This is a genomic window from Micromonospora sp. NPDC049101 (genome assembly GCF_040648675.1).
In the GTDB taxonomy this organism is placed as follows: Bacteria; Actinomycetota; Actinomycetes; order Mycobacteriales; family Micromonosporaceae; genus Micromonospora.
This window is the reverse complement of sequence record NZ_JBEZED010000033.1, coordinates 1-21178: the sequence shown is the minus strand read 5'-3', so window position 1 is coordinate 21178 and position 21178 is coordinate 1. Positions and strand designations below refer to the sequence as shown.

Sequence of the window (21178 nt, the reverse complement as noted above, 5' to 3'; positions counted from 1 at the left end):
TCCGGCACTACCTGTTCGCTCAGCGGAGGTGGCCGGCGAGGTCACGCACCGCCTCGGTGAACGCCTCGTCGGCTTCGCAGGGGCTGTGTCCCTTGATCGGTGGCGGAAAGATGTCGCCGGCCGGAGCCGTGACGTCGCGGGGGTCGCGAAGCCGTCGGTCCACCGTCGCCTTCCGGTCCGACGCGGCGGGTGCCTCGTCGGGTCGGTGCGGCGGAAAGACGCGCCCGCCGGCGGGGTCGGTGTCCCGCCACAGGTTCACCCACCGCCAGTCCACCCGATCGGCGATCTCGCGAATCACCTCGTCGCTGACGTACGCGGGAAAGAGCCGGGCGTACAGCCGTCGCAGCGGCGAGCCGTGGGTCAGCAGGGCGATCCGGTCGGTGACCCGTGGCGGCAGTTGGAGCACCGTCGCGGCGAGCAGGACCGAGCCGTGGCTGTGTCCGGTGAGCACCACCGCGTGGCCGGAGTCGACGAGGTGGGTGATCCGGAAGGTCAGTTCGGGCACGGCCCGTTCGGCGTAGCACGGTGGCGCGAACGGGTGTGCGGCTCGGGGCCAGAAGGTGCCCAGGTCCCACACGACGCCCACGTACCGACGAAAGCCGGGGGTGCGGTAGGCGAAGATTCCGCCGACGACCAGACCGGCGATGATGGCGGCGATCAGGTAGCTGCCGACACCGATGCCGAAGTCGACGAGGCTGGCCGGCACCCCCACGTACCGCTGGATCAGTTCGTCGGCAGGCGTCGGCAGCAGGCCGAGCGCGACCGCCGCGATGCCGATTCCGGCAAGGCAGGCGTAGAGCACCGCGAGCGGCAGCAGCCTCTCGGTGAACCGGGCGCGGGCGATGGCCTTGCGCACCTGCCGCAGCCGTGGCCTGGCCTCGGCCGGCGCGTCCGGGAAGTCGCGCGCGACGATCGCCGCCGCGGCACGGATCCGTCCCGGTCGTGACGCCAGCGACACCACGCCGGCGACGGCCAGCGTCACCAGCACGGCCAGCGAGAAGCCGAGGATCGCCCAGATGCAGGCACGTGGGGGGCTGGTGATCAGCGCGTCCGCGGTCGGCGCGCCCCTGTTCAGGACGTCGGACACCCGATAGACCAGTTCGGCGGAGAACGTGAGGGCCAGACTGATCGCGGCGACGGAGGCCGCCAGGGCACCGAACCCGAGCGAGGGCGCGACACCGGGCTTGCGATCGCGGTGCCAGAACAGCACCGCCCCCAGGGCGGCCAGCAGCACCGCCTGACCGATGAACAGCCCGACGACCGTCAGGTTGTAGCCGGGCAGCCCGTTCCTCTCCGGCCACGAGGCGGAACTGGTCAGAACGTGGAGCCAGACCACCACGGTCAGGCCGAGGGCGATCGTGCGCAGCACGCCGACCAACCGGTCGAGCCGCCACTCCGTGGGCGTGGTCAGGGGTGGGGTGCAGAGCAGGACCGCACACGTGATCAGCAGGAGGCCGACGGCTACCCCCAGCGCGACGGTGCCGATCGACAGGCCCTGTGCCGCCCGGGCACCGAGCAGGCTGAGATCCAGCGTGGCAAACGCCGCCGTGACGTGAATCGAGCGCAGCCGACCGACCAGCGGCTCGTTGTCCCACCGACCGACTGCGGTGAGCCGGTGCGCCGGAAGGGGCTGGTCGGCCGCACGGAAGACGGGGAACGGGAGCGCCGGGCGGGCGCTGAGCCCCCACACCAGGCTGATGGCGGCGGCCGGCGCCAGCGCGAGCACCGCCAGGCGCAGTCCGGCCGGACGCTCCCCGAGCCAGGAGAGCCAGCTGCGCCCGTCCAGGCACTCCGGCGAGGACATGCACTTCCACGCGATCACGTCCAGCGCGATGCCCACGGTGCTCAGCACGTACATGCCGGTCAGGGTGAGTGCCAACAGCCGGCACAGGGCCTTGACCACCGGGTCGGGGCCGGCTGCGGCCGGACGCATCCAGATGGCGAGGTTGATCAGCATGAAGGGCAACAGGATCACCATCGACAGCGTGCGCGTCGCGGTGCCGGCGGGCAGATTGTTCCAGCGGTAGGCCTCCAGCGTCGGTCCGTCCGCCGCATCGTCTTGCTGGTTTCCCGGTCGCGGCCGGTAGAAGCCGCCCCTGCGGTCACCCGCCACCTGCTGCACGTGTGGCCGATCCAGCAGGTCGTCCGGGCCCGTGGCGGACACCCCGTGCACCCGCAGCTCCACCAAGTCGTCAGCCCCGGCCCGCGCGCCCACCTCCCGCTGATCCATCCGGTACCGGTCCCTCGGCGTGTACGCGGCTCACAGCGACCCGCTCGGCTGATCCGACGGCGCCCGCGTGGCGCAGCGGGGTACCCCAGGACGGGAGAAGCAATCCTGAGCCGCAGGTACGGTCTTCGGCATTCTTCGACTATGGCTTCGACGACCTGCCCGGCGTGGTACCAATACCCGGACAGGCGAAGCCGGTAGAAATGGGCAGCCCATGTCGACAACGGCAGCGGCGCTGCTTCGAAAGCCGGGACAACCGCAACGGCCGAGCCTCCTGGAGCTCTTCTTCGACCTGGTGTTCGTCTTCGCTCTCAACCGGGTCTCACAGCGGCTGGTCGAGGAGCTCACCGAGCGGCGGGTCGTCCTCGTCGAGGCCGCCGAGACGCTGCTGTTGCTGCTGGCGTTCATGGTGCTGTGGTTCGTCACGGCGTGGGTCACCGACCTCTACGACCCACAGCGGCCGCAGCTCCAGTTGCTTGTCTACACGGCCATGCTCGGTGCGCTGGTGATGACGGTGGCGGTGCCGCAGGCGTTCGGGGACCGGGGCATGGCGTTCGCTGGCGCGTACGTCGCGGTCCACATCATTCGTGGTCTGGTCATCGTGCCGATGCTGCGCGGCCACGAAGCTCAGCGCCGGGCGGCCGGGGTGTTCTTCTGGTTCACGTTGTCGGCCGTGCCGTGGATCGCCGGAGCGGTCGTGACGGACCTGGCCCGCGGGCTGTTGTGGACGCTCGCGATCGCCATCGACTGCGCGGCGCTGCTGCTGTTCTACCCCGCGCCCTGGACCCGCCCCACCCAACGGCAGTGGCCCGTCCTGGCCGAGTACCTGTCCGAGCGCTACCGACAGTTCTTCATCATCGCCCTCGGCGAGCTGATCCTGACGACAGGCTCGGCCTACAGCGACACGTCCTTCCGGCACATCGGATCCGTGGCAGCCTTCGCGGTCGCCTTCATCACGACCGTGCTGCTGTTTCGCGTCTACCTCTTCCGGGCGGGCCAGCTGTTGCCCGAAGCGATCAGAGCCACCGCTGAGCCCGCGCACCTCATCCGGGAGGCCTTCCTCGCGCACGTCCTCATGGTGACGGGGATCGTCACCGTCGCCGTCGGGTACGAGATTGTGATCGAACATCCGTTCGGACACACGGAAGCGGCGTGGATTCTCGTCGTCCTCGGCGGACCGATGCTGTTCCTGATCGGGCGAGCCCTGGTGGAACATGCCGTGTTCGACCGGGTGTCGCACTCGCGGATCATCGGCGCGTTGGCGCTCGCCGGCGCCGCACCGTTCATGATCCTTCTGCCGCCGCTGGCCGTGGCCGGCACCGCGGTCGCCGTCCTCGCCGGCATCGCCGCTTCCGACGCCGCTCATGCCATGGGGAAACCACCCGAACAGCCGCACCCGCCCAAACCCCGGCGGTGAGCGGCGGATCGAGCCCCGCCGGGAGCGTGCCGCGGGAGCTGTCTACGTCTGGTGGAAGACGCGGCCGGTGCCGTCGCGCGGCTCAGCCGACCAGCCGGTCGACGTACGACTGGATGTCGGCGTCGGTGACGACCCCGCGGGCGGCGAGAATGTCGAGGCACCGAATGACGAGTTCGAAGGAGAAGAAGACCGCGTCGGCGAAGATGGCGAGGTTCTTCAGCTGCTCGGTGGTCAGCTCCGGTGCGACCGGGTTCCTGATGTAGACGGCATCGCCGTCGACCGCCTGGTTCACCGTCAGCTCCTTCGGCAGCCTGCCGAATCGGGAGTGGTTGATGAGGGTCGACTTGACGAACAGGAACTTGTGGAGCATGAACCCCTGGGCGCGCAGGTATCCGTCCAGGCCGCAGAGGTTCGGCTCGTTGTCGTACAGCTGCAGGAACCGGACTTCCGGGATGATCGTGACCGCGCCCGCGAGCCGTTTCTCCGCGCCCCGCATCGCCTCGACCTCGTAGCCCTGGCAGTCGATCTTGAGCAGGTCGATGTCGACGATGCCCGGCAGGTCGTCGATCCGATGGGTTTCCATGTCGATCGTCTCCACCAGCGTGGTCTCGTCGCGCCACCGGTCGAGAAAGTCGATCGATGGCAGATGGATCGGGTACATGCTGCTGAAGGCGCCGTTCCGGAAGACGTGCAGGGTCGCCGGGCCGCCCCGGCCGATGGCGTACGGCAGGTAGTGCTCGTTGTCCCGCCTGGTCCTCAGCAACTCCCGGTACGCGCGCTCCTGCGGCTCGAAGCCCCACACCTCGCACAGGCCCTGCTCGACGAGAGTCTCGTACGGGGGCCGGTCCAGGGGGTTGGCGAGCGGGTTGGCGCCGACGTCGAGGATGCGCGGCCGTCGCTCGGGCCGCAGGATCTCGACCAGCGCCGTCGATCGTGCCGGGTCGATGTGGTCAGCCATGATCGGGTCACCTCCGGACGTACGACGGATCTTGTCGGGTGCAACGGGTTCTGCCGAGGTGTCACCGCGCGTCGGTCAGCAATTCCGTGGCCAGCGCGGTGACCACCTCCGTGGGGGATGGCATGGCGGCGATCTGGTCGGCGATCCTGCCGGCGTTGGTGCGGTAGCTGGGCGTGCCGAGCACCGTGTCCACGGCCCGGGCGACGGTCTCCGGTGTGACGTCGTCCGGCCGGAGTTGCACGGCGGCGCCCGCGTTGGCTGCCCGGCCGGCATGCATGGACTGGTCCGCTCCCTGCGGCACGACCACCATGGGCAGCCCGGTGGCCAGCACGCCGAGCACGGTTCCGGCGCCGCCGTGGCACACCACCAGATCGATGTCGGCCAGCAGGTCGTGCAGTGGCACGAACGGCTCGAAGACGACCGCCGCGTGGTCGACGTCGAAGTCGTCCGCCGAGGCGGTGAGCCCGACGGGCACCCGCAGCGCCGCGCCGGTGCAGGCGAGCGCGCGCAGGATGGGGTCGAGCCGCCGGGCGTCGGTGAAGAGGGTGCCGAAGGTGACCAGGATCCGGGGCTGCCCGACAAGTGCGCGGAGCACGGGGGCGCGCTGGCCGGGTGGAGCGCGGTGGGCCTCGGGGCGCAGTGGCCGCCATCGTTCAGTGGCCTGCCAGTCGTCGCGTCGCATCGCCGGAGGGCAGACGTCCAGCACCCAGCGGGCCGGCCGAGGCGTCAGTCCGCGGCTTTCGTACTGCCCGGACACCTGCTGCCGCAACCTCTGCTGGAACTCCGGCGAACCCTCCGGCCCGACCGTCAGCGTGGCAGCGGGCACGTCCAGGGCGGTGGCGACGAGCGGCCCGAGAACGTCCGTCGGATCGGTGACGATCAGATCCGGCCGCCAGGCCCGAGCCGCGGCCAGGCTGTCCGCCGCGGAGAGGTCGATCCTGGTGTTGCCGAAGGCCTCAAGCTGGGCGGCGAGTGTCGCCCCCGCCATGACATCCTCACCGGTACGGCGGAGCACCTCGGCACGGAGGGCACCCGCATCCGCGCCGGCGGGAAGCATCTCGAACTCCTCGCCGCCGAAGACCTTCGTCACCGACTCCGGCACCAGCACCGACACCGCGTGCCCCTGGTCGATGCAGGCTCGTGCGGTCGGCACCTGGTGCAGGAGGTGGCCGAGCAGCGGCACCCCGGTGAAGATGACCCGCATGGATCGACGCCTCGGTGTGTTCATCAGTACCGCTCAGGCGAACGCGTGGTCGAGTGACGGGCCGAACGACACGATCCTGGTCTGCGCGAGCAGGTCGAGGTCTGCCGGCTGGTAGGTGTGTCGGGAGGTGTCGGTGTGGCGTACGTAGACGTAGTTGAAGCGGTCGGTCGCGTAGGTGGCGTACCCCTGTTGGGCCGCGTCGATGACGAACCTGATGTCCTCGCCTCTGGTCTGGTCGGCGAACCTCACCACATCGCACAACTCCCGGCGCATCAGGAGTGTCCCGCCGCACAGGGGTGTGCCATAGACGTGCTCGGTGCCGGGGAAGATCACGCCGAGGGCGGGAAGCCTCTCGAGGAAGATGAACCTGGTCCATTTGCCGACGATGTCCGCCTCGGTGTACTCGAAGGCGCGCAGTTGGTCTTCCAGGTAGTTCGGGCCGTAGAGGTCGTCGTCGTCGAACCGGGCAACGTACGGCGCGGACGCCGTCTTGATCAGCTCGTTGCACACGGATCCCAGTGACAGCTCACTCGGTAGGCGCACCACCGTGAGGTGCTGGATCGACTGGGCGGCTGCGGCGTCCCGGATGCGCGACTCCGGTTCGTCGACGCCGTGCAGGCCGAGGATCAGCTCCAGGTCGGCATGGGTTTGGCGACCGACGTTTCTGATGATGCTCTCGTATCCGCCGAGTCGATGGGTCGGCGCCACGATCGAGACGCGGGGCGGCGGCTTCGGGCTGGAGCGCAGGCCGACCGTCCGCAGGAGATCGTCGACGCGGTCCGCGTAGGTGTGCTCCCGCATGACCCACCGGACCCCCTGCACGGCCTGACGGTCTCTCAGCTCGGTGCTGGACAGGAGGGCCTTGACCAGCATCTGCGGCGATGACCTGTCCGCGATGGCCGCCACGCCGCCGGGGCCCACCATCGCGACGGCCGCCGGTGACGGGCCACCGAGCACCGGGGTGCCGCAGGCCAGCGGCTCCAGGAGAGCGGGCGAGAGCGTCGTGGGGTCCGAGACCGGGTCCACCTGGAGGAAGACCCGGTAGCGCCGGTACGCGCTCAGCAGTTGGTCGTACGTCACGTGACTGGCGACGTGATCCTTGAGGGCGGGGGAGAGCGCGGGGTGCGACCCGGGTTCGTCGAGCAGGAGGACGTGCAGCCCGAGACCGGCGGTGGCGCTCAGGAACTCGGCGCCGACATCGTGACGTGGTGCGACGTACGCGATGTCGCCGACGGCGTGCGAGAAGGCTCCCACCGGGTTGTGGATACGCGGTTGGATCGCGAACGGCAGGACACCGACCCGCTCGTGCCCGAGGTCCGCCCGGTATCGGCGCGCGCAGCTCGGGTCCACCGTGAAGACCCAGTCGAAGTGGCGGGCGACGGGCAGGAACGGCTCGTAGCCCGACGGGTCGTCGTTGTTCCAGAAGAGAGTGGGAACGGCGTGCTGGCGGCAGTGGTCCAGCAGCTCCACGACCCACGGGTGGAGCCCGCCGTCGGGGGTGAACGGCCCGCCCGCATCGTCGGCCGGGCAGCTGGACTCGACCAGGAGGAGGTGCGGCGGCGCCGGCCGAAAGGCCGCGCGCCACGAGCCCCGCCGGACCGGCTGCACACCGAACTCGTACCGCAGCGCCAGCCGCGACCGTTCGCCGAGGACGGCCGCGACGCGCAGGTCGGGCCGCCGCGGTGGTGTGGTCGGAAGGCTGGCCGACTCGAACCGGACCGCGTGCGCCGGTGCGCTGTCGCCGGTGGCCACCTCGATGCGCCAGGGCCGGCCGGTCGTCGGCGAGCCGTCGTCGACGGCGGGAGGCGACGCGTTCGGCGGTGCCTGCGTTGCGGCCCGTTCGATGTCGCGGTCGCGCATCATGAGCAGGAGCGCGGCCGCGGCGTCGGCTGTCGAATCGGTGGTCCCGAGGGTGACGTCGCCGGGTCGTCTCCCGGCGTCGTTCTGGGTGCGGATGGCGAGGAGACCGTCGTTCGACGCGATGGCGGAGACGTCGAACGCCTGGAGGACCGCCGCGATCAGGTCCGGAAAGCGCATCGTCAAACCGTCGACGGGCTCGTCGTCACGCACCACGAACTCGATCGCACCACCGTCGACCACCACGCGACCCAGTTCGTCGAACAGGCGTGGGAGCCGCGCGGCCTGCAGAGCGTCCAACCCGACGACGGCACGATCGAAGGTGTCCGCCTGGAACGGCAGCACGTCTGGCGTGACGCGAGCCGGCCAGAGGCCAGCCGGCGGCGGAAGCCTGGAGAGGTCGAGCGTGCGAGTGGGCGTCGCGGGCTCAGCGGGCATCCCGTGCCTCCGGTGTGTAGCCCCAGCGAGCGCATCGGTCTTCGAGGTAGTCGGGGACGGGCTGCGCGGTCGTCGTCACCGGCCGGGGCTGCACCTGACCGGAGCGGATGGCGGCACCGAAGTCGCCGATTCCCGGCTCGAACGGGCCGTGGTCCGCCTGGCCGTACTCCAGCATCGTCGGTTCCCAGTCGACGTCGAGGTAGGCGCAGACGGCCTTCGTCGACGCGACCGGGTCGGACAGCAGGTCCTCGTACCGAATCGTGAGGCCCGACAGCTCGCGCCGCGCGTCCTCGACTCCGTCGATCATCTCGAGCACGATCGGAACGACAGTGGACTCCGGATCAGGCCCGACCCGCAGCGCGGACCTCATGATGTCCGCCGGGTTGCGCAGCAGGAAGATGTAGCGGGCACGCGGCCAGCACTCGCTGAGCCGACGCCAGGACAGCGAGTTGCCGGGTGTCTTCTCGACGAGCACCGACTTCTTGCTGGCCTCCAGCAGGCGGTGCAGGATCCGGTCCCACAGGAGGAAGGCGAGCTCCTCGTCGGGGAATCCCGCGGTGCGCAGCGCCAGCTCGGTGTACCAGGTCGTGGTGTCGACCCTCGTGTGCGGCAGGTGGAGCTCGTGGGGCGCGCAGATCTGTGAGTGTGTGTTGAGAATGCATCGCAGCAGGGTTGATCCGGACCGGATGGCCGACAGGATGAAGGCTGGCTCCTCGACGAGCCGAGCTCCCGGGTCAGCGTGCACACGTCCTCCGTCTGTTGTTCACCTGGGCTCGTGCGTGCTCAGTTGCCGACCAGTTGGTCCACCGCGACGACCGTCGCCGCCCGAGCGGCCGGTGTCGTGGACCCGGTGACCTCGCGCAGCCAGTCGGGCAGCTTCCCCTCGTCGAGCAGGTCCAGTGCGGCGGCCTTGCCCATGGGATTGGAGAAGTGGATGTGCGCGGCCTGGCTGGGGGTCTTCAGCACCTCTTCGAGACGCGCGCGCTCCTGCCGGTAGCTGGTCGCCTTCCGGTCCTGCGTGTAGAACTCGTAGTGCCCGAGCAGGATCTGCAGGTCCCACACATCGGGTATGGGCGGGCCGAGGTTCTCGAAGAGTTGGCCGCTGTGGTCCAGCGCCACGGTCTCGCCTTCGAGAAGCTGCACCAGTGTCCAGTAGTACTGGTCACTGAAGGCGTACCGCTCGTTGGTGTCGTAGCCGAACTGCCGCAACTTCCGCAGGAGCCCGAACCGGTCGCTCGGCGGCTGCGGGTATCTGTCGAGCAGGTCGAGCAGAACGCCGGCCGGGCCGATGTACCCGCCGCTGTTGAGGAAGGGGTACGGCGGAGTGGGGGGAGCGTCCAGGATGGCGAATCCGAGGGCACCCAGTGGCCAACTGCCGACCTCGGCGCTGAAGACGACCGGCTGCGCAAAGGTCTCGTAGACCTCTTCGATGTGCTGTTGTCCGCGAATGAACAACGTGTCGTACGCGTCGGTGAACACGATGAGCTCATCGGCCTCGACGTGCTGCGCGAGGTAGCCCGTGATGATGGACCGCTTGTCGCTGTGTCGGAAGCCGTCCTTGGTGGAGTGCAGAATGACCAGGTCGAGTCCGAGAATGCCACAGGACGGGATCAGGAGGCGTTGGAGGAACGGCTGGTCGAGGTCGGATGCTATGGTGACAATCTTCATGTCGCCCCTCGGGTTTCAGACCGTGAATGACGGCCGTGGGCGGCCGATTCCGATTCCGCCGGCCAGGATCTGTCGTTCGAAACTGATGTCGAGATCCTGCTCCCAGCGCTTCATGATTTCCTGCTCGCCGGGTCGGTCGATGTCGTCGAGAATGATTGCGTAGTCGTCCGCGAGCAGTGAGGCGAAGAACGGGATCGCGGGATACCGGGAGTGTTGCCGGGCGACGTCGCTCGCCGGCGGGCCGTCAATGATGAGCAGGTCGATCGGCTGGTCGGCGATCCCGCGGCGAATGGCGTCCGTCTCGTACCACGCGTTCTCCTCGTGCGGCCACGCGGACGCCGTCGGCGCCAGGGGTGCGCGCACGACAGTCACCACGTCGTCCAGCGACTCGTCGGCGAGCTGCTGTTCGATGGTGTCGGCCCACTGTTCGTCGTGCTCCACCGTCCAGACCCGCCCCCCTCGCTGCCGGGCCAGGCGTCCCAGGTAGACCGACGAGATGCCACTGCCCAGTTCCACGATGTGGCGCCGCCGGTTGATGACGACCTCGTTGAGCACGGCGACGACACCGCTGGGACGCATTGCCGCCACATTCCAGGGCAGATAGCTCGATGACAGCGGGGCTAAAACCTGAAGGGCCAGCAGGTCATGCCAAACTTGATCATTCATAAACTCTCCGCCCGGGGTAGGGATTGCGCCACCTGGGGATCGCGCTGGCGCGGCCTGGAGTAAACAATCGATGCCCGACGATGGCAGCCATTGTGCCATTGCTGGGGCGAGTGCGGTAGGTGTCGGCCGCCGAGTTCCGTTGGCGGCAGGCGGCCGGTTCTCCCGGCGATTTCGTCGTGGTGTGGCTTTGTCCGGTTCGATAATGGAATCGCCTGTGTTGTGGGCTGGGTGGTAAATGGGTAGGGCTTCTGCTGATCTTCGGTTGTCTGCGCCCAAAGGTGGTGTTCGAATCCGCTGGTTACGGCGTCGTGGCTGGTGGGGCGTTTCTCCAGGTCGTCACCGCTGTGGCCTCGCCGCCACAGTGACGTCTTCACCGTTCAAAATACGTTACCAAGCCGGACAAACGCTAACTGCGACGGATCGTTGTGGGGGTTTCCTCTGCCTTGACCACCCGCTGGATCGTGGCTAACATATCAACGCCCATCGTTAAGTGGGACGAGTATTCGATGGATTGGATGCAGTTCGGGCGACGTTGCCTGCGATTATCTTCTTCTGGTTTCTCGTTTCTCGGCTCCCCTGCGGTTGGGTGCCTGGTGGACACTGTTTCGGCAAAATCAGCACGAGGAGGGCCGAGTGTCGAAAAGGGGCGGTGAGTCGACCGCGGAATCGTCCTTCGTCGGCGGCGACACGACACCGCGGGTTTCCGTTGTCGTGCCCACCCACAACCGCGCCCAGGACCTGCGCCGCACGCTTGAGAGCCTCTGCGAGCAGACACTTGGAGTCGACGAGTACGACGTGATCGTCGCCGACGACGGCTCGACCGACGAGACCCGGTCCGTCGTCCACTCCTTCGCCGGCCGACTGCGGCTCAAGTACCTCTTCCAGGAGGATCTCGGTGCCCGGGCCGCGCAGGTGCGCGACAACGGCGTCACCCGGGTGCGCAACGCCGGCGCCCGGCTGGCCACGGCACCAGTGCTGGTGTTCCTGGACTGTGCCACGCTGGCCGGCCCGGACCTGCTCACGGCACATCTGCTCGCGCACACCCCACCTGCCGTGCCCGGCCGGGCGATCGCCGGGTACGTGTACGCATACCCTCCACGCAGGGTCGACGACCCGAGCTACGCGCCCCCGGCCGGGCTGGCCGAGGCCGTCCGGACGCTGACACCGCAGCAGGTGGCTGACCGCTACCGGGACGAGCCGAGGTTTCGTGACCCGCGGCACGAGGAGTTCGAGAAGGTCGGGTTCGACCTGGGTGAGCGCATCTTCCCGGAGGAGTTGTTCTGGAGTTCGAACTGCTCCATACCCGCCGTCGACTTCTGGGCGGTCGGCGGCTTCGACGAGGACTTCCGCGGTTGGGGCCTGGACGACGTCGACCTGGGCTACCGGCTGGCCCGTAACGGCACCGCGATCCAGCTGAGCCTGGACGCGTGGGCGATCGAGTCGCCACACGAGCGGGACGGCGCGGTGAACTTCGCGGGCCTCCTGCGCAACGCGGAGAGCTTCTTCACCAAGTACCGGTTCGCCGAGCCCTCACTCGAACTCGGCTGGCTGGTCCTGCAGTCGCCCACCGAGCCTGCCCTGTGCACGGTGGAGATGCTCAGCCGCCGGGTCGCGGACTGGACCCGCCAATGTGCCGGGCGCACCGTCACCGCCGAGTTGGCGAAGGCGTTCGAGTCGATCGCGCCCGACGCACGCGTCGCCGTGCTCGGGGCGGGGGCCGTCGTGCCCGCTGTCCGGCAGTCCTGCGTACTCGCCGACTTCGACCGGCAGGTCGTGGACCGGCTTGTCGCCGACGGTGCCGGGGCCCGCCACGACGTGCGCCACAACGTGGGCGTCCGTACCGCGTTGCCGGACCGGGCGGTGGACACCGTCGTGATCACCTCAAGGCTCGACGGGCTGTGGGGTGATTTCGGCCCGGCGATTCTGGCCGAAGCGCGCCGGATCGGCACGCGGGAACCCGTCCGCACGGGGGATCGCTAGCATGACGCGCCTCCGGGGATCCGCGATGCGAAGCGACGACGAGGCGCAGGGGATCGATGCGGTGGAGCGGGTCACCCCGCACGCGGCGAGGCCCGTGCCCGCCCGCAAGGTCCCGCCGCTGAACGTCCGGGACGCGGGTGTCCTGGAGGGCGTCGCCTCGGGCGCGTCGAGCGTGCAACTGGCGGCCAGCCTCTTTCTCAGCCGACAGGGTGTGGAATACCGCATCGGACGACTACTGCGCAAGTTCCGGGTGACGAACCGGACGGCGCTTGTCGGCAGGGCGTACTCCCTGGGCATCTTCGAGAGCGGATCCTGGCCGCCCAAGGTGCGGCGGGAGTTCGTGGCCGGTGAGTAGGGTCCGTCGACTCAGCCTGCCCTCCCACTCACGGAAAGACCGGGGATGAACGAGACGGTGAAGTTCTCCTGCGTCGTCGACGGCTCCCCGAGATACCGGCACGAGGCCTGGATCTGGAGTACGACGCTGCTGCGCATCGCCCGACGCCAGCCCTCCGAGCTGGTCATGCACCTCGTCGAAGGGGTCGACGGCCGCGAGTTCGACGTCCTCCGTGACCTGGGCGTGGAGATCCGCACCGTCCCGCCGTTCGACAGACGCCATCCGTACTCCAACAAGCTGAGCCAACTGCACAGCGAAGCGCTGCGAGACGCCGACCAGGTCGTCCTCACGGACTGCGACATCGCCTTCGCCGACGACGTCGCCGGCCTGTTCGCCGGCCTGGAGATGATCGCCGCCAAGACTGTCGACCTCGCGCGACCGTCGTACGACCACTGGCGGCGGATCTTCGCGGCGGTGGGCTTCGACTCCGAACCAGGTCTCGCCCTCGCCACCCACTCCGGAGAGCCGACCTTCGCCCGCAACTTCAACGGCGGGGTGTACGTGCTGACGCGTGAGGCGTTCGAGGCCATCGGGAGCGCCTGGCCGAGATGGAACAGGTGGCTGCTGGACCGCCCGGAGGTCCTCGGCGACCTGACGTTCCACACCGACCAGGTCGCGTTCGGGCTGGCGACACACGAGTTGGGCCTGGCCGTGTGCGACCTCACGCCGAGGTTCAACTACCCGACGCACCTTGTCGACCCGCTGCCCTCGGATCCCGTGCTGCTGCACTATCACCAGCACCTCGACGATGCCGGCTACCTCAGAACAGTCGGCCACGATGCCGTGGACGCCAAGATCCGCCGGGTCAACCGGGTGCTGGCCGCCGAGCGGCACGCGGCGTCGTGAAGGTGGGCGCGTCTCGTCGTACCGTGGATGGTGTGTGCCGTCCTCAGGCCGCACCACGGCGGCGCGCGGTCGCGGCGTCCAGCACCACCCGGGTCGCTGCCCGCGCACCGTCCGGGAAGCGCTCGTAGGCGGTCATCAGCTCGCGGGCGCGGGCGCGGTACGCCGGGTGGGTCAGCACCGTGTGCACGGCGTCGCGCAGCTGCTCGGCCGTCTGCCGCTCCTTCCTCAGCCAGAGGCCCGCGCCGGACCACCGCACCCGGGCGTTGTTCTCCATGTGGTCCTCCGAGTCGCCGACCGCGACAAGCGGCACGCCCTGCGCCAGGGCGGTCTGCACGCCGCCGAAACCGCCGTTGGTGACCATCAGGTCCACGTGCGGCAGCACCTCGGTGAACGGGATGTACGGTTCCAGCACCAGGTTCGGCGGACGGCGCTCCGCGGGCAGCACCTCCTGCGGGTCGCGTCCACCCGACGTGGCGACCACCAGCACCTCCTCGTCGGCCAGCCCGCTGATCGTCGGCAGCAGGAGGTCGAGCGGATCGGTGGCGGCGGTGCCCTGCGTGACGAACACCACCGGCCGGCCGGCGGCCCGCGCCTGCGCGATCCGCCCCCACCACGAGGGCTCCTTCCAGTCGTCCAACCCCTCCAGCCGCATCGGCCCGCAGAACACCACCGAGTCGGGCAGGTCGCGCCGGGGGTACTCGAGTTCGGGGATGCTCGACTGGACGTACCGGTCGACGATCTGCTGCGGCCAGGAGAAGAAGAAGCCCGGCAGCGGCGGTAGGCCGAGCGCGGCCCGGATCCGGGTCGCCTCCCGCTGCGGCTCGCGCATGACGACCCGCCGGACCAACTGGTAGAGAAGTCGGTTGCGCGCCCGGCCGAGCGGCCCGCGCGCCGGCGGCAGCCCGGTGCCGTACGGTGCCGTGTCCACACTCGACACGTGCAGCGCGCCGGTCGAGAACACCACCAGGGGGATGTTCCGTCGTTCGGCCGCGAACATCCCGGCCAGGAAACTGTGGTCGGACACCACCACCTCGGGCGCGAAGGAGTCGATCAGCTCGTCGATGTCGGCCACGAAGGCCTCGACGGGGCGAACGAACACCTCCAGCACTGTGGTGCCGTAACCGCCGACCCCGCCGGCGCGGTCCGGTGCGCTCTGCAGCGCGTCGCCCGCGCCGACGTCGGCCCCGGCGCGCGCGGTCATCGGGGCGAACCTCGCGCCGGTCCCGACGACCAGGGGTTCGAACGCCCTACCGGTGTACCAGAGCACGTCGTGGCCCGCGACGACCAACTCCCGCACCAGGGGTGTCGCGTAGCGCAGGTGCCCGGTGATGGCGTGCGTGGTTACCAGAATCGAGGTCACGTGGGGATCACCCTCCTGCAGTGGCGAACTCCGCCGCGCCGGTGACACCGGCGCGGTCACTCAGCGGTACGCGCGAAGAGCCGTCCGGTGTAGGTGAGCGACACGACCGCACCGACGCCCGCCAGGCCGTACGCCCAGGCGACTCCGCTGTTCCAGGCGTGTCCCGCGTACAGCTCACGGGCGCCCTCCACCACGGTGGTGAGCGGGTTGGCCAGCGACAGCCAGCGCAGCCAGTCCGGTGCGTACGTCATCGGCACGAAGATGCCCGACAGCAGCGTGAGCGGCATGGTGATCAGGCTGACCCCCGGACCGAGTACCTCGTTGGTCTTGAAGATCAACGCCAGCGCGTACGACAGGGGTGCGATGCCCAGGGCGAGCAGCAGCAGCAGACCCGCCATCTGCAGCACCTGGAGGGGGTACAGGTGCAGCCCGAACGCCACCGCCGGCAGGGTGATCATCACGCACTGCATGAGCAGCACCGACGCGTCGCGCATGGTGCGCCCGAGCAGCAGGGCGAACCTGCTGACCGGGGTCACCTGGAACCGTTCGAGCACACCGAAGTGGGTCTCGGCGACGAGCGAGAAGCAGGCGTAGAGGCAGGTGAAGATGGCCAACTGCACAAGCAGACCCGGGACGTACAGGTTGAGGACCTTGTCCGGGTCCGCCCCGCGCAGGCTGCTCTTGAGCAGGGGGGCGAACAGGATCAGGAAGAACAGGGGCTGGACCGTCATCACCACCACCCCCCGGAAACTCTGGAAGGTACGGATCATGGCGCGCTGGTAGACCAGCCAGGTCTCGGTGAGCAACTTCACGGTGCACTCCTTGGTTGTGCGGGGAAGGCGTCATTTCGCATCGCGAAGCGACCTGCCGGTCTTGCGGAGGAACACGTCGTCCAGCGACGGCCGCTCCAGGGCGATCGAGGTGAGCTGCGCGCCGTGGGCGTCGAGCAGGCGCATCACGTGCGGCAGCGCGGTCTCGCCCTTCTCCACGAACAGGCGGACGGTCTGCGGATCGGGTTCGTCCGCGTCCCGAACGAACGGCTGCTCGGCCAACACCTTGTGGATCGTCTTCGCGTCGCCCTCCACCCCGACCACGATGATGTCGCCCGCGATCTCACGCTTGAGGTCCTGCGGGGTGCCCTCGGCGGCGATCTGGCCGCGGTCGATGATGACCAGCCGGTCGCACAGCGCGTCCGCCTCGTCGAGATAGTGCGTCGTCAGGAAGACCGTCATCCCCTCGTCGCGCAGCCTGCGCACCTGGACCCACAGGTTCGCCCGACTCGGCGGGTCGAGGCCGGCGGTCGGTTCGTCGAGGAACAGCAGCTTGGGCGAGTGCATCATGCCGAGCGCCAGGTCGAGACGCCGGCGTTGCCCGCCCGAGTAGGTGCCCGTGCGCCGGTCCGCACAGTCGCCCAGTTCGAAGGCGTCGACCGCCCACTCGGCGCGGGCCAGTGCCGCGGACTTGTTCATGCCGTGGAACCGGCACTGGATGATCAGCTCCTGCCAGGCCGTCATGGACGGGTCGGTGCCGCCCCGCTGGCCGACGTAGCCGATGTGCTTGCGGACCTCGCGGGGCTGCTCGACGAGGTCGGCGCCGCAGACGGTGGCCCGGCCGAAGGAGGGACGCAGCAGGGTCGCGAGCATCCGTACCGTTGTCGTCTTGCCCGCGCCGTTGGGCCCGAGGAAGCCGAAGACCTCCCCGGCCTGCACGACGAGGTCCACGCCGCTCACCGCCTCGACCTTGCTGCGACGACCGCGGAAGGTCTTGCCCAGCCCGAAACTCTCGATCATGTCTCCCGCTCTCAGGGTTGTGGCGGTCTCCGCGCACTCACGCCACGTCGGCCCGCGATGCCGGTTCGATGAGCACACCCATGTGCTCGATGCCGTAGGTGCCGGGCCGTGATCGCAGACGCGGCGGACGGTCCGGGTCGATCGACATCCGGTCCAGATGCGGGTAGAGAGCGCGGAATGCCCTGCCCGCGAACATCTTGCCGAGCACGGCGCCCGGGCAGAAGTGCGGCCCGGCGCCGAAGGCCATGTGGTCTTCCTTGTTCGGGCGGTCCAGGTCGAACACGTCGGGGTCGGGGAACTTGCGCGGGTCGCGGTTGGCCGCGGCGAGCAGCGCGTGCACGAGGGCGCCGCGCGGGATCACGGTGCCGTGCAGATCGACGTCCACCTCTGCGCGGCGCAGCAACCATGGCGTCGGAGTATATAGACGAAGGTATTCGTCGATAAAGTCGTCGGTGCGGTCGGGATCGGCGGCGAGCACCCGGCCCAACTCCCGGTCCTCCAGCAGCATCCGCACCCCGCCGCCGAGCAGGTTCATGGTGGTCTCCATGCCGGCGGCCACATAGGACCAACCGAGGCCGACCATCTCGTCGTGGTCGACGTCCCCGGACTCCCTGCGACTGACCAGATCGCTGAGGATGTCGCCGCGGTGCGGGCAGCCCACGCGCTCGGCGGCCAACTCGTCGATGTACCCCACCAGGCCCATGAAGTCCTCGAAGAAACCCGGCACCTGTTCCGGGTCCAGGCCGCCCATCACGGAGAAGACCTCGATGACGGCCTGGGACCAGCGCTGCATCTCGGCCTTGCGCTCCATCGGGAAGCCGAGCATGCCGCCGACGACCCGCAGCGGCAGCGCGGTGCTGAACTGGTCGACGAACTCCACCGAGCGCTGGGCCAGCAGGTCGTCGACGAGTTCCTCGACGGTCTGCTGAATCCATCCGTTCAGGGTGCTCAGGGCGCGCGGCCCGAAGGCCCGGTTGGTCACCCGGCGCAGCCTGGTGTGGTCCGGGGCGTCCCGGTTCACCATGATCGGCAGATCGAGGAAGTCGCCCCGGCGCACGTGCGAGGAGAACTGCCGGCGGTCGCGCAGCGCCACGGCCACGTCGTCGTACCGGCTCAGGAGGTAGAAGTCCTCGCCGTCCGGGGTCGTGGCGGTCGTACGGTGGACCGGGGCCTCCTCGAGCAGCCGGCGGTACATCGGCCAGGGCAGGACGCGATGCGCGGGATCGGCCGGGTCATAGTTGATCGGCTCGTGCGTCACGGAGTGCACGGACTGCTCCCTTCGGAGGGTCGACGAACCGGGCGGAGATGAACCGTCGCAGGTAGGTGTGGAGGAGCCCGGTGGTCAGCGGCGGGCAGGTCAGTCCGAGCCCGGCCAGGGTCTGGCGGGTCGACGTCGACTCGAACCGTGGCACCCGCGCGTCGTCGATGGTGTCCACGAGGAAGGGCACCAGGCCGAGCAGCGCCATGGTCCCGGAACGCGAGCCGGTGATCCGTTCACGCCAGTCGTCCCAGCTGGTCAGGTCGATCGGATACCCGAACGCGCGGACCATCTCGAACAGCTGCGGCCAGGTCAGGTCGCTGTCGTTGACCAGGTGGAAGGTGGCGCCGTTCAACTCGGGGCGGCGGGCCGCCTCCACCACCGCCGCCGCCACGTAGTCGATCGGCGCCGGTTGGAGGTGGATGTTGACCTCGCGCGGCCCCACCCCGGCCTCGATGCAGCCCTTGAGCATCATGTTCAGGTGGTCGTGCCGGTTGAACGCCCCGGTGCGGCTGTCCCCGCCGGCGTTGACCCGGTGGATCGTCATGGGTACGCCCCGCTCGTGCGCGGTGCGGATCATCTGCTCGGCGACCCACTTCGACTGCGCGTACCCCACCGACAGCGGTCCGCTCTCGATCGGCAGCTGCCACTCGTGGACGGTGTCCGGCTCGTACTCCACCGAGGAGAACACCCCGACGGTGGAGATGAGGTGCACCGGGCGTGCCGGGCCGGCCAACGTGGCGAGGCGCAGCACCTCCCGGGTGCCGTGCACGTTGGCCCGCTCCAGCGCCCGGTACGGATAGGTCCACTTGACCTGGGCGCCGCAGTGCACGATGTCGCCGCAACGCGCGTGCAGGTCGGCGAACGCCTCGTCGCCCAGGCCGAAGCCCGGCTCCGTCAGGTCACCGGGCACCGCGACGATCCGGGACCGGTGCCGGTCGACGTCGATGCCGTAGGTGTCGAGGTTGGTGAGGATCCGCTCCAGCGCGCGGTGCGCGTTGCTGGCCCGGGCCAGGCAGTAGACATCGCCGTCGCGCCGTTCGAGCAGTTCGGCAAGCAGGAAGGCGCCGACGAAACCTGTCGCGCCGGTCAGCAGGCTGGCCCGCGGTGCGCCGTCGGGATGCCAGGCGGACGTGTCGGCGGCGATCGACGGCGGCAGCGCGGCGCGCGCGGCCATCTCGTCCACGCTCATCCGGGTGAGCTTGCCGGTCTTCAGTATCGACAGCGGGCGGGGTTGGGCGGCGAGGACGGGATCCAGCGCCGGTGGTGCCGGGGCCGCGACCGGGTCTCCAGCCTGTGCGGGCACCCCGGGGTCGGCGGCGCGGATCTCGTCGGCGAGCATCGTGGCGAGCGTGGCCGGCGACGCGTTGTCGAAGAGGACGTCCATCGGAACCCGTACGTGGAGATCACGTTCGATCGCGCTCCGGAACTCGGCGATCATCAGCGAGTCGGCCCGTGCGGTGACCGGCCCGGCCGGGTCGATGTCCTCCGGCTCGCATCCCTCGACCGAGGCGAGCAGCGCCGCGAGGTACCGCTGGAGGCGTTCGCGTGCCTGCTGCGGGCTCGTCCGGCGCAGTCGCGACACGTCGGGTCGGGCGACCTTCGGGCCCGTCTGGGCCCGGGTCGGCGAGCCGCTCGACATCGAGGACGGCCCGGCGGTCAGCCGCTCCACGGTCTCCGGTGTGAGTGGGCTGAAGGACACGCCACTGATGAGGGCGTAGAGCAGGCCGTCCTCGTCGGTGATCGACACGTCGCCGACCAGACCGTCGTCGCGGCCGGGGGCGTCGCGCAGAACCGCCGTGCAGCGGATCTCGCCGTCGGTGAAGGCTCGCTGGACTGTCATGCCCGCGAACCCGGTGCCGACGTACAGCGGCCGTTCGGGTCCGGCGTCCGCCCCGGCCGCCACCGCGATCAGTTGCACGCAGGTGTCCAGCAGGAGCAGGTCGGGCCGTACCCCAGCGGTCAGCGCGGCGCACGACGGGTCCGGCGCGGCGACGTACCCGACCGCGGCGGCCCGGCCGCGCAGCGCCGACTGCACCAGCCGGAAGCTCGCGCCCAGGGCGAAGGACGGATGCCAGGCTCGTTCGTAGAACTCGTCGTGGTCGAGGTCGTCGAGGCACCGGCCGCGGGCCCGCTCGAACTCCTCCGGTTCCAACTCGTCGGCGTTGTCCGAGTCGGCGTTGCCCGAATCGGCGTTGTTCGAGTCGGCGGCGACGATGTCGGCCTCGAGCAGTTGCTGCCAGCCGCTGTCCGGGTCGTGCGCGAAGACGCGGACGCGGGCGCCACCATCGTCATCCGGGTCCAGGATGGTCTGCACCGTGCGCGCGGCGTCGTCCGCGAGGATCAACGGTCGGCTGAACGCCAGGCGCCCGACGGCGAACGGCCCGTCGAGGGCGCGTTGCGCGCAGCGGTGCACCAGTTCGAGGAAGACGATGGCGGGGACCAGGATGCGGTCGTGCACGCGGTGTTCGTCGAGCAGCGGCAGCGCCGCCAGCGACAGGTGCGTCTCGGCGATGAGCTGCCCGGACGCCGTGTCGGTGAAGTGCGGCAGCAGTCCGGTGCCTGCGTCGGCCGGTGCCATCTCGTGCCGCGACGTCGGCACCGGGGTCATCTCGTGCCGCAGCGTCGGGACCCAGTAGTCGCGGTGTTCGAACGGGTAACGCGGAAGGTGCGGGATCCGCTCCGGACGCTGGCAGACCGCGGACCAGTCGACGGGGACTCCCCGGGTCCAGAGCACACCCAGCGACTCGTGCATGAGACGCCGGTGTTCCGGGTCCGGGTCGTCGGGGGCGTAGGTCGGCAGGTAGAGGGCGGTGTCCCCGCCGGGAGAGTCCCGGACGAGACGTTCGAGACCACGGGGGCCGAGCTCGATGAGCAGCGCGGTGCCGCTGGCCGTGGCCGCTTTGACCGCGGTGCGGAACTCCTCGGGATCGCGCTCGGTGAGCACCGTGTCCGCGACGACCCCGTGCGTGCGCCACCAGGTGACCAGGGGTTCGGGGTCCGGCGACGCGGCGGGCACGAGGAAGGTGATGTGGGTGGTGGTGGTGGGTGGGGTGTGGTGGTGGGTGAGGTGGGGGTGTTCGGTGTTGGTGGTGAGGGCGGTGAGGGCGTGGGT

Annotated in this window: 16 protein-coding genes; 4 read left to right on the top strand and 12 right to left on the bottom strand. The window is 69.6% G+C overall.

Going from position 1 to position 21178, the window contains the following annotated elements; genetic code table 11:
- Positions 1–19: 19 nt before the first annotated feature.
- On the bottom strand, positions 20–2230 hold the full coding sequence (locus AB0B57_RS31745; RefSeq protein ID WP_357078221.1) for a hypothetical protein: 2211 nt from the start codon (positions 2228–2230) through the stop codon (positions 20–22).
- 211 nt (positions 2231–2441) lie between these two features.
- On the opposite strand from AB0B57_RS31745, the gene AB0B57_RS31740 reads away from it, so the two are divergent.
- On the top strand, positions 2442–3644 hold the full coding sequence (locus tag AB0B57_RS31740) for a low temperature requirement protein A (protein WP_357078218.1): 1203 nt from the start codon (positions 2442–2444) through the stop codon (positions 3642–3644).
- Between the two features lie 82 nt (positions 3645–3726).
- Here the strand turns inward: AB0B57_RS31740 and AB0B57_RS31735 are convergent, their stop codons facing one another.
- The 6 genes from AB0B57_RS31735 to AB0B57_RS31710 all read right to left on the bottom strand — a co-directional run bounded on the left by AB0B57_RS31735 (position 3727) and on the right by AB0B57_RS31710 (position 10435).
- Positions 3727–4602 carry an FkbM family methyltransferase gene (locus AB0B57_RS31735; protein WP_357078214.1) on the bottom strand — a complete coding sequence of 292 codons (876 nt, stop codon included), beginning with the start codon at positions 4600–4602 and terminating at the stop codon, positions 3727–3729.
- A 61-nt stretch (positions 4603–4663) separates the two neighbouring features.
- Positions 4664–5806: a glycosyltransferase gene (locus AB0B57_RS31730; RefSeq protein ID WP_357078211.1), complete on the bottom strand. Its 1143-nt coding sequence runs from the start codon at positions 5804–5806 to the stop codon at positions 4664–4666.
- Positions 5807–5839: 33 nt separating this feature from the next.
- Positions 5840–8101: a glycosyltransferase gene (locus tag AB0B57_RS31725; RefSeq protein WP_357078208.1), complete on the bottom strand. Its 2262-nt coding sequence runs from the start codon at positions 8099–8101 to the stop codon at positions 5840–5842.
- Positions 8091–8846, bottom strand: a complete 756-nt coding sequence (locus tag AB0B57_RS31720; RefSeq protein WP_357078205.1) for a sulfotransferase — start codon at positions 8844–8846, stop codon at positions 8091–8093. Before AB0B57_RS31720 ends, AB0B57_RS31725 begins: the two co-directional genes overlap by 11 nt.
- 38 nt (positions 8847–8884) lie before the next feature.
- A complete protein-coding gene (locus AB0B57_RS31715; RefSeq protein WP_357078202.1) occupies positions 8885–9769 on the bottom strand; it encodes a glycosyltransferase domain-containing protein in 885 nt (294 codons plus the stop codon).
- 15 nt (positions 9770–9784) lie between these two features.
- Entirely contained in the window at positions 9785–10435 is a 651-nt protein-coding gene (locus AB0B57_RS31710) for a class I SAM-dependent methyltransferase (RefSeq protein WP_357078199.1), read from the bottom strand.
- Between the two features lie 633 nt (positions 10436–11068).
- Here AB0B57_RS31710 and AB0B57_RS31705 point away from each other — a divergent pair.
- Genes AB0B57_RS31705 through AB0B57_RS31695 form a run of 3 tightly spaced genes read left to right on the top strand, consistent with a single transcriptional unit; the run spans position 11069 to position 13655 of the window.
- Positions 11069–12415 (top strand): glycosyltransferase, encoded by a 1347-nt coding sequence (locus AB0B57_RS31705; protein ID WP_357078196.1) that lies wholly within the window; start codon positions 11069–11071, stop codon positions 12413–12415.
- Positions 12416–12440: 25 nt separating this feature from the next.
- The gene (locus AB0B57_RS31700; RefSeq protein ID WP_357078192.1) at positions 12441–12770 is read left to right on the top strand and encodes a LuxR C-terminal-related transcriptional regulator; all 330 of its coding nucleotides are present in this window, start codon (positions 12441–12443) and stop codon (positions 12768–12770) included.
- 45 nt (positions 12771–12815) lie between these two features.
- Positions 12816–13655 carry a hypothetical protein gene (locus tag AB0B57_RS31695; RefSeq protein WP_357078189.1) on the top strand — a complete coding sequence of 280 codons (840 nt, stop codon included), beginning with the start codon at positions 12816–12818 and terminating at the stop codon, positions 13653–13655.
- Between the two features lie 43 nt (positions 13656–13698).
- On the opposite strand, the gene AB0B57_RS31690 is transcribed toward AB0B57_RS31695, so the two are convergent.
- The 5 genes from AB0B57_RS31690 to AB0B57_RS31670 form a co-directional block, all read right to left on the bottom strand.
- Positions 13699–15015, bottom strand: coding sequence for a glycosyltransferase (locus AB0B57_RS31690; RefSeq protein WP_357078186.1), 1317 nt, complete (start codon positions 15013–15015; stop codon positions 13699–13701).
- A 56-nt stretch (positions 15016–15071) separates the two neighbouring features.
- Positions 15072–15827: an ABC transporter permease gene (locus AB0B57_RS31685; protein WP_357078183.1), complete on the bottom strand. Its 756-nt coding sequence runs from the start codon at positions 15825–15827 to the stop codon at positions 15072–15074.
- Positions 15828–15857: 30 nt separating this feature from the next.
- A complete protein-coding gene (locus AB0B57_RS31680; protein ID WP_357078180.1) occupies positions 15858–16805 on the bottom strand; it encodes an ATP-binding cassette domain-containing protein in 948 nt (315 codons plus the stop codon).
- 37 nt (positions 16806–16842) lie between these two features.
- Positions 16843–18072 carry a cytochrome P450 gene (locus tag AB0B57_RS31675; protein WP_357078177.1) on the bottom strand — a complete coding sequence of 410 codons (1230 nt, stop codon included), beginning with the start codon at positions 18070–18072 and terminating at the stop codon, positions 16843–16845.
- A partial coding sequence (locus tag AB0B57_RS31670; RefSeq protein WP_357078174.1) for a thioester reductase domain-containing protein occupies positions 18038–21178 on the bottom strand: 3141 nt, incomplete at its 5' end. The genes AB0B57_RS31675 and AB0B57_RS31670, both read right to left, overlap by 35 nt.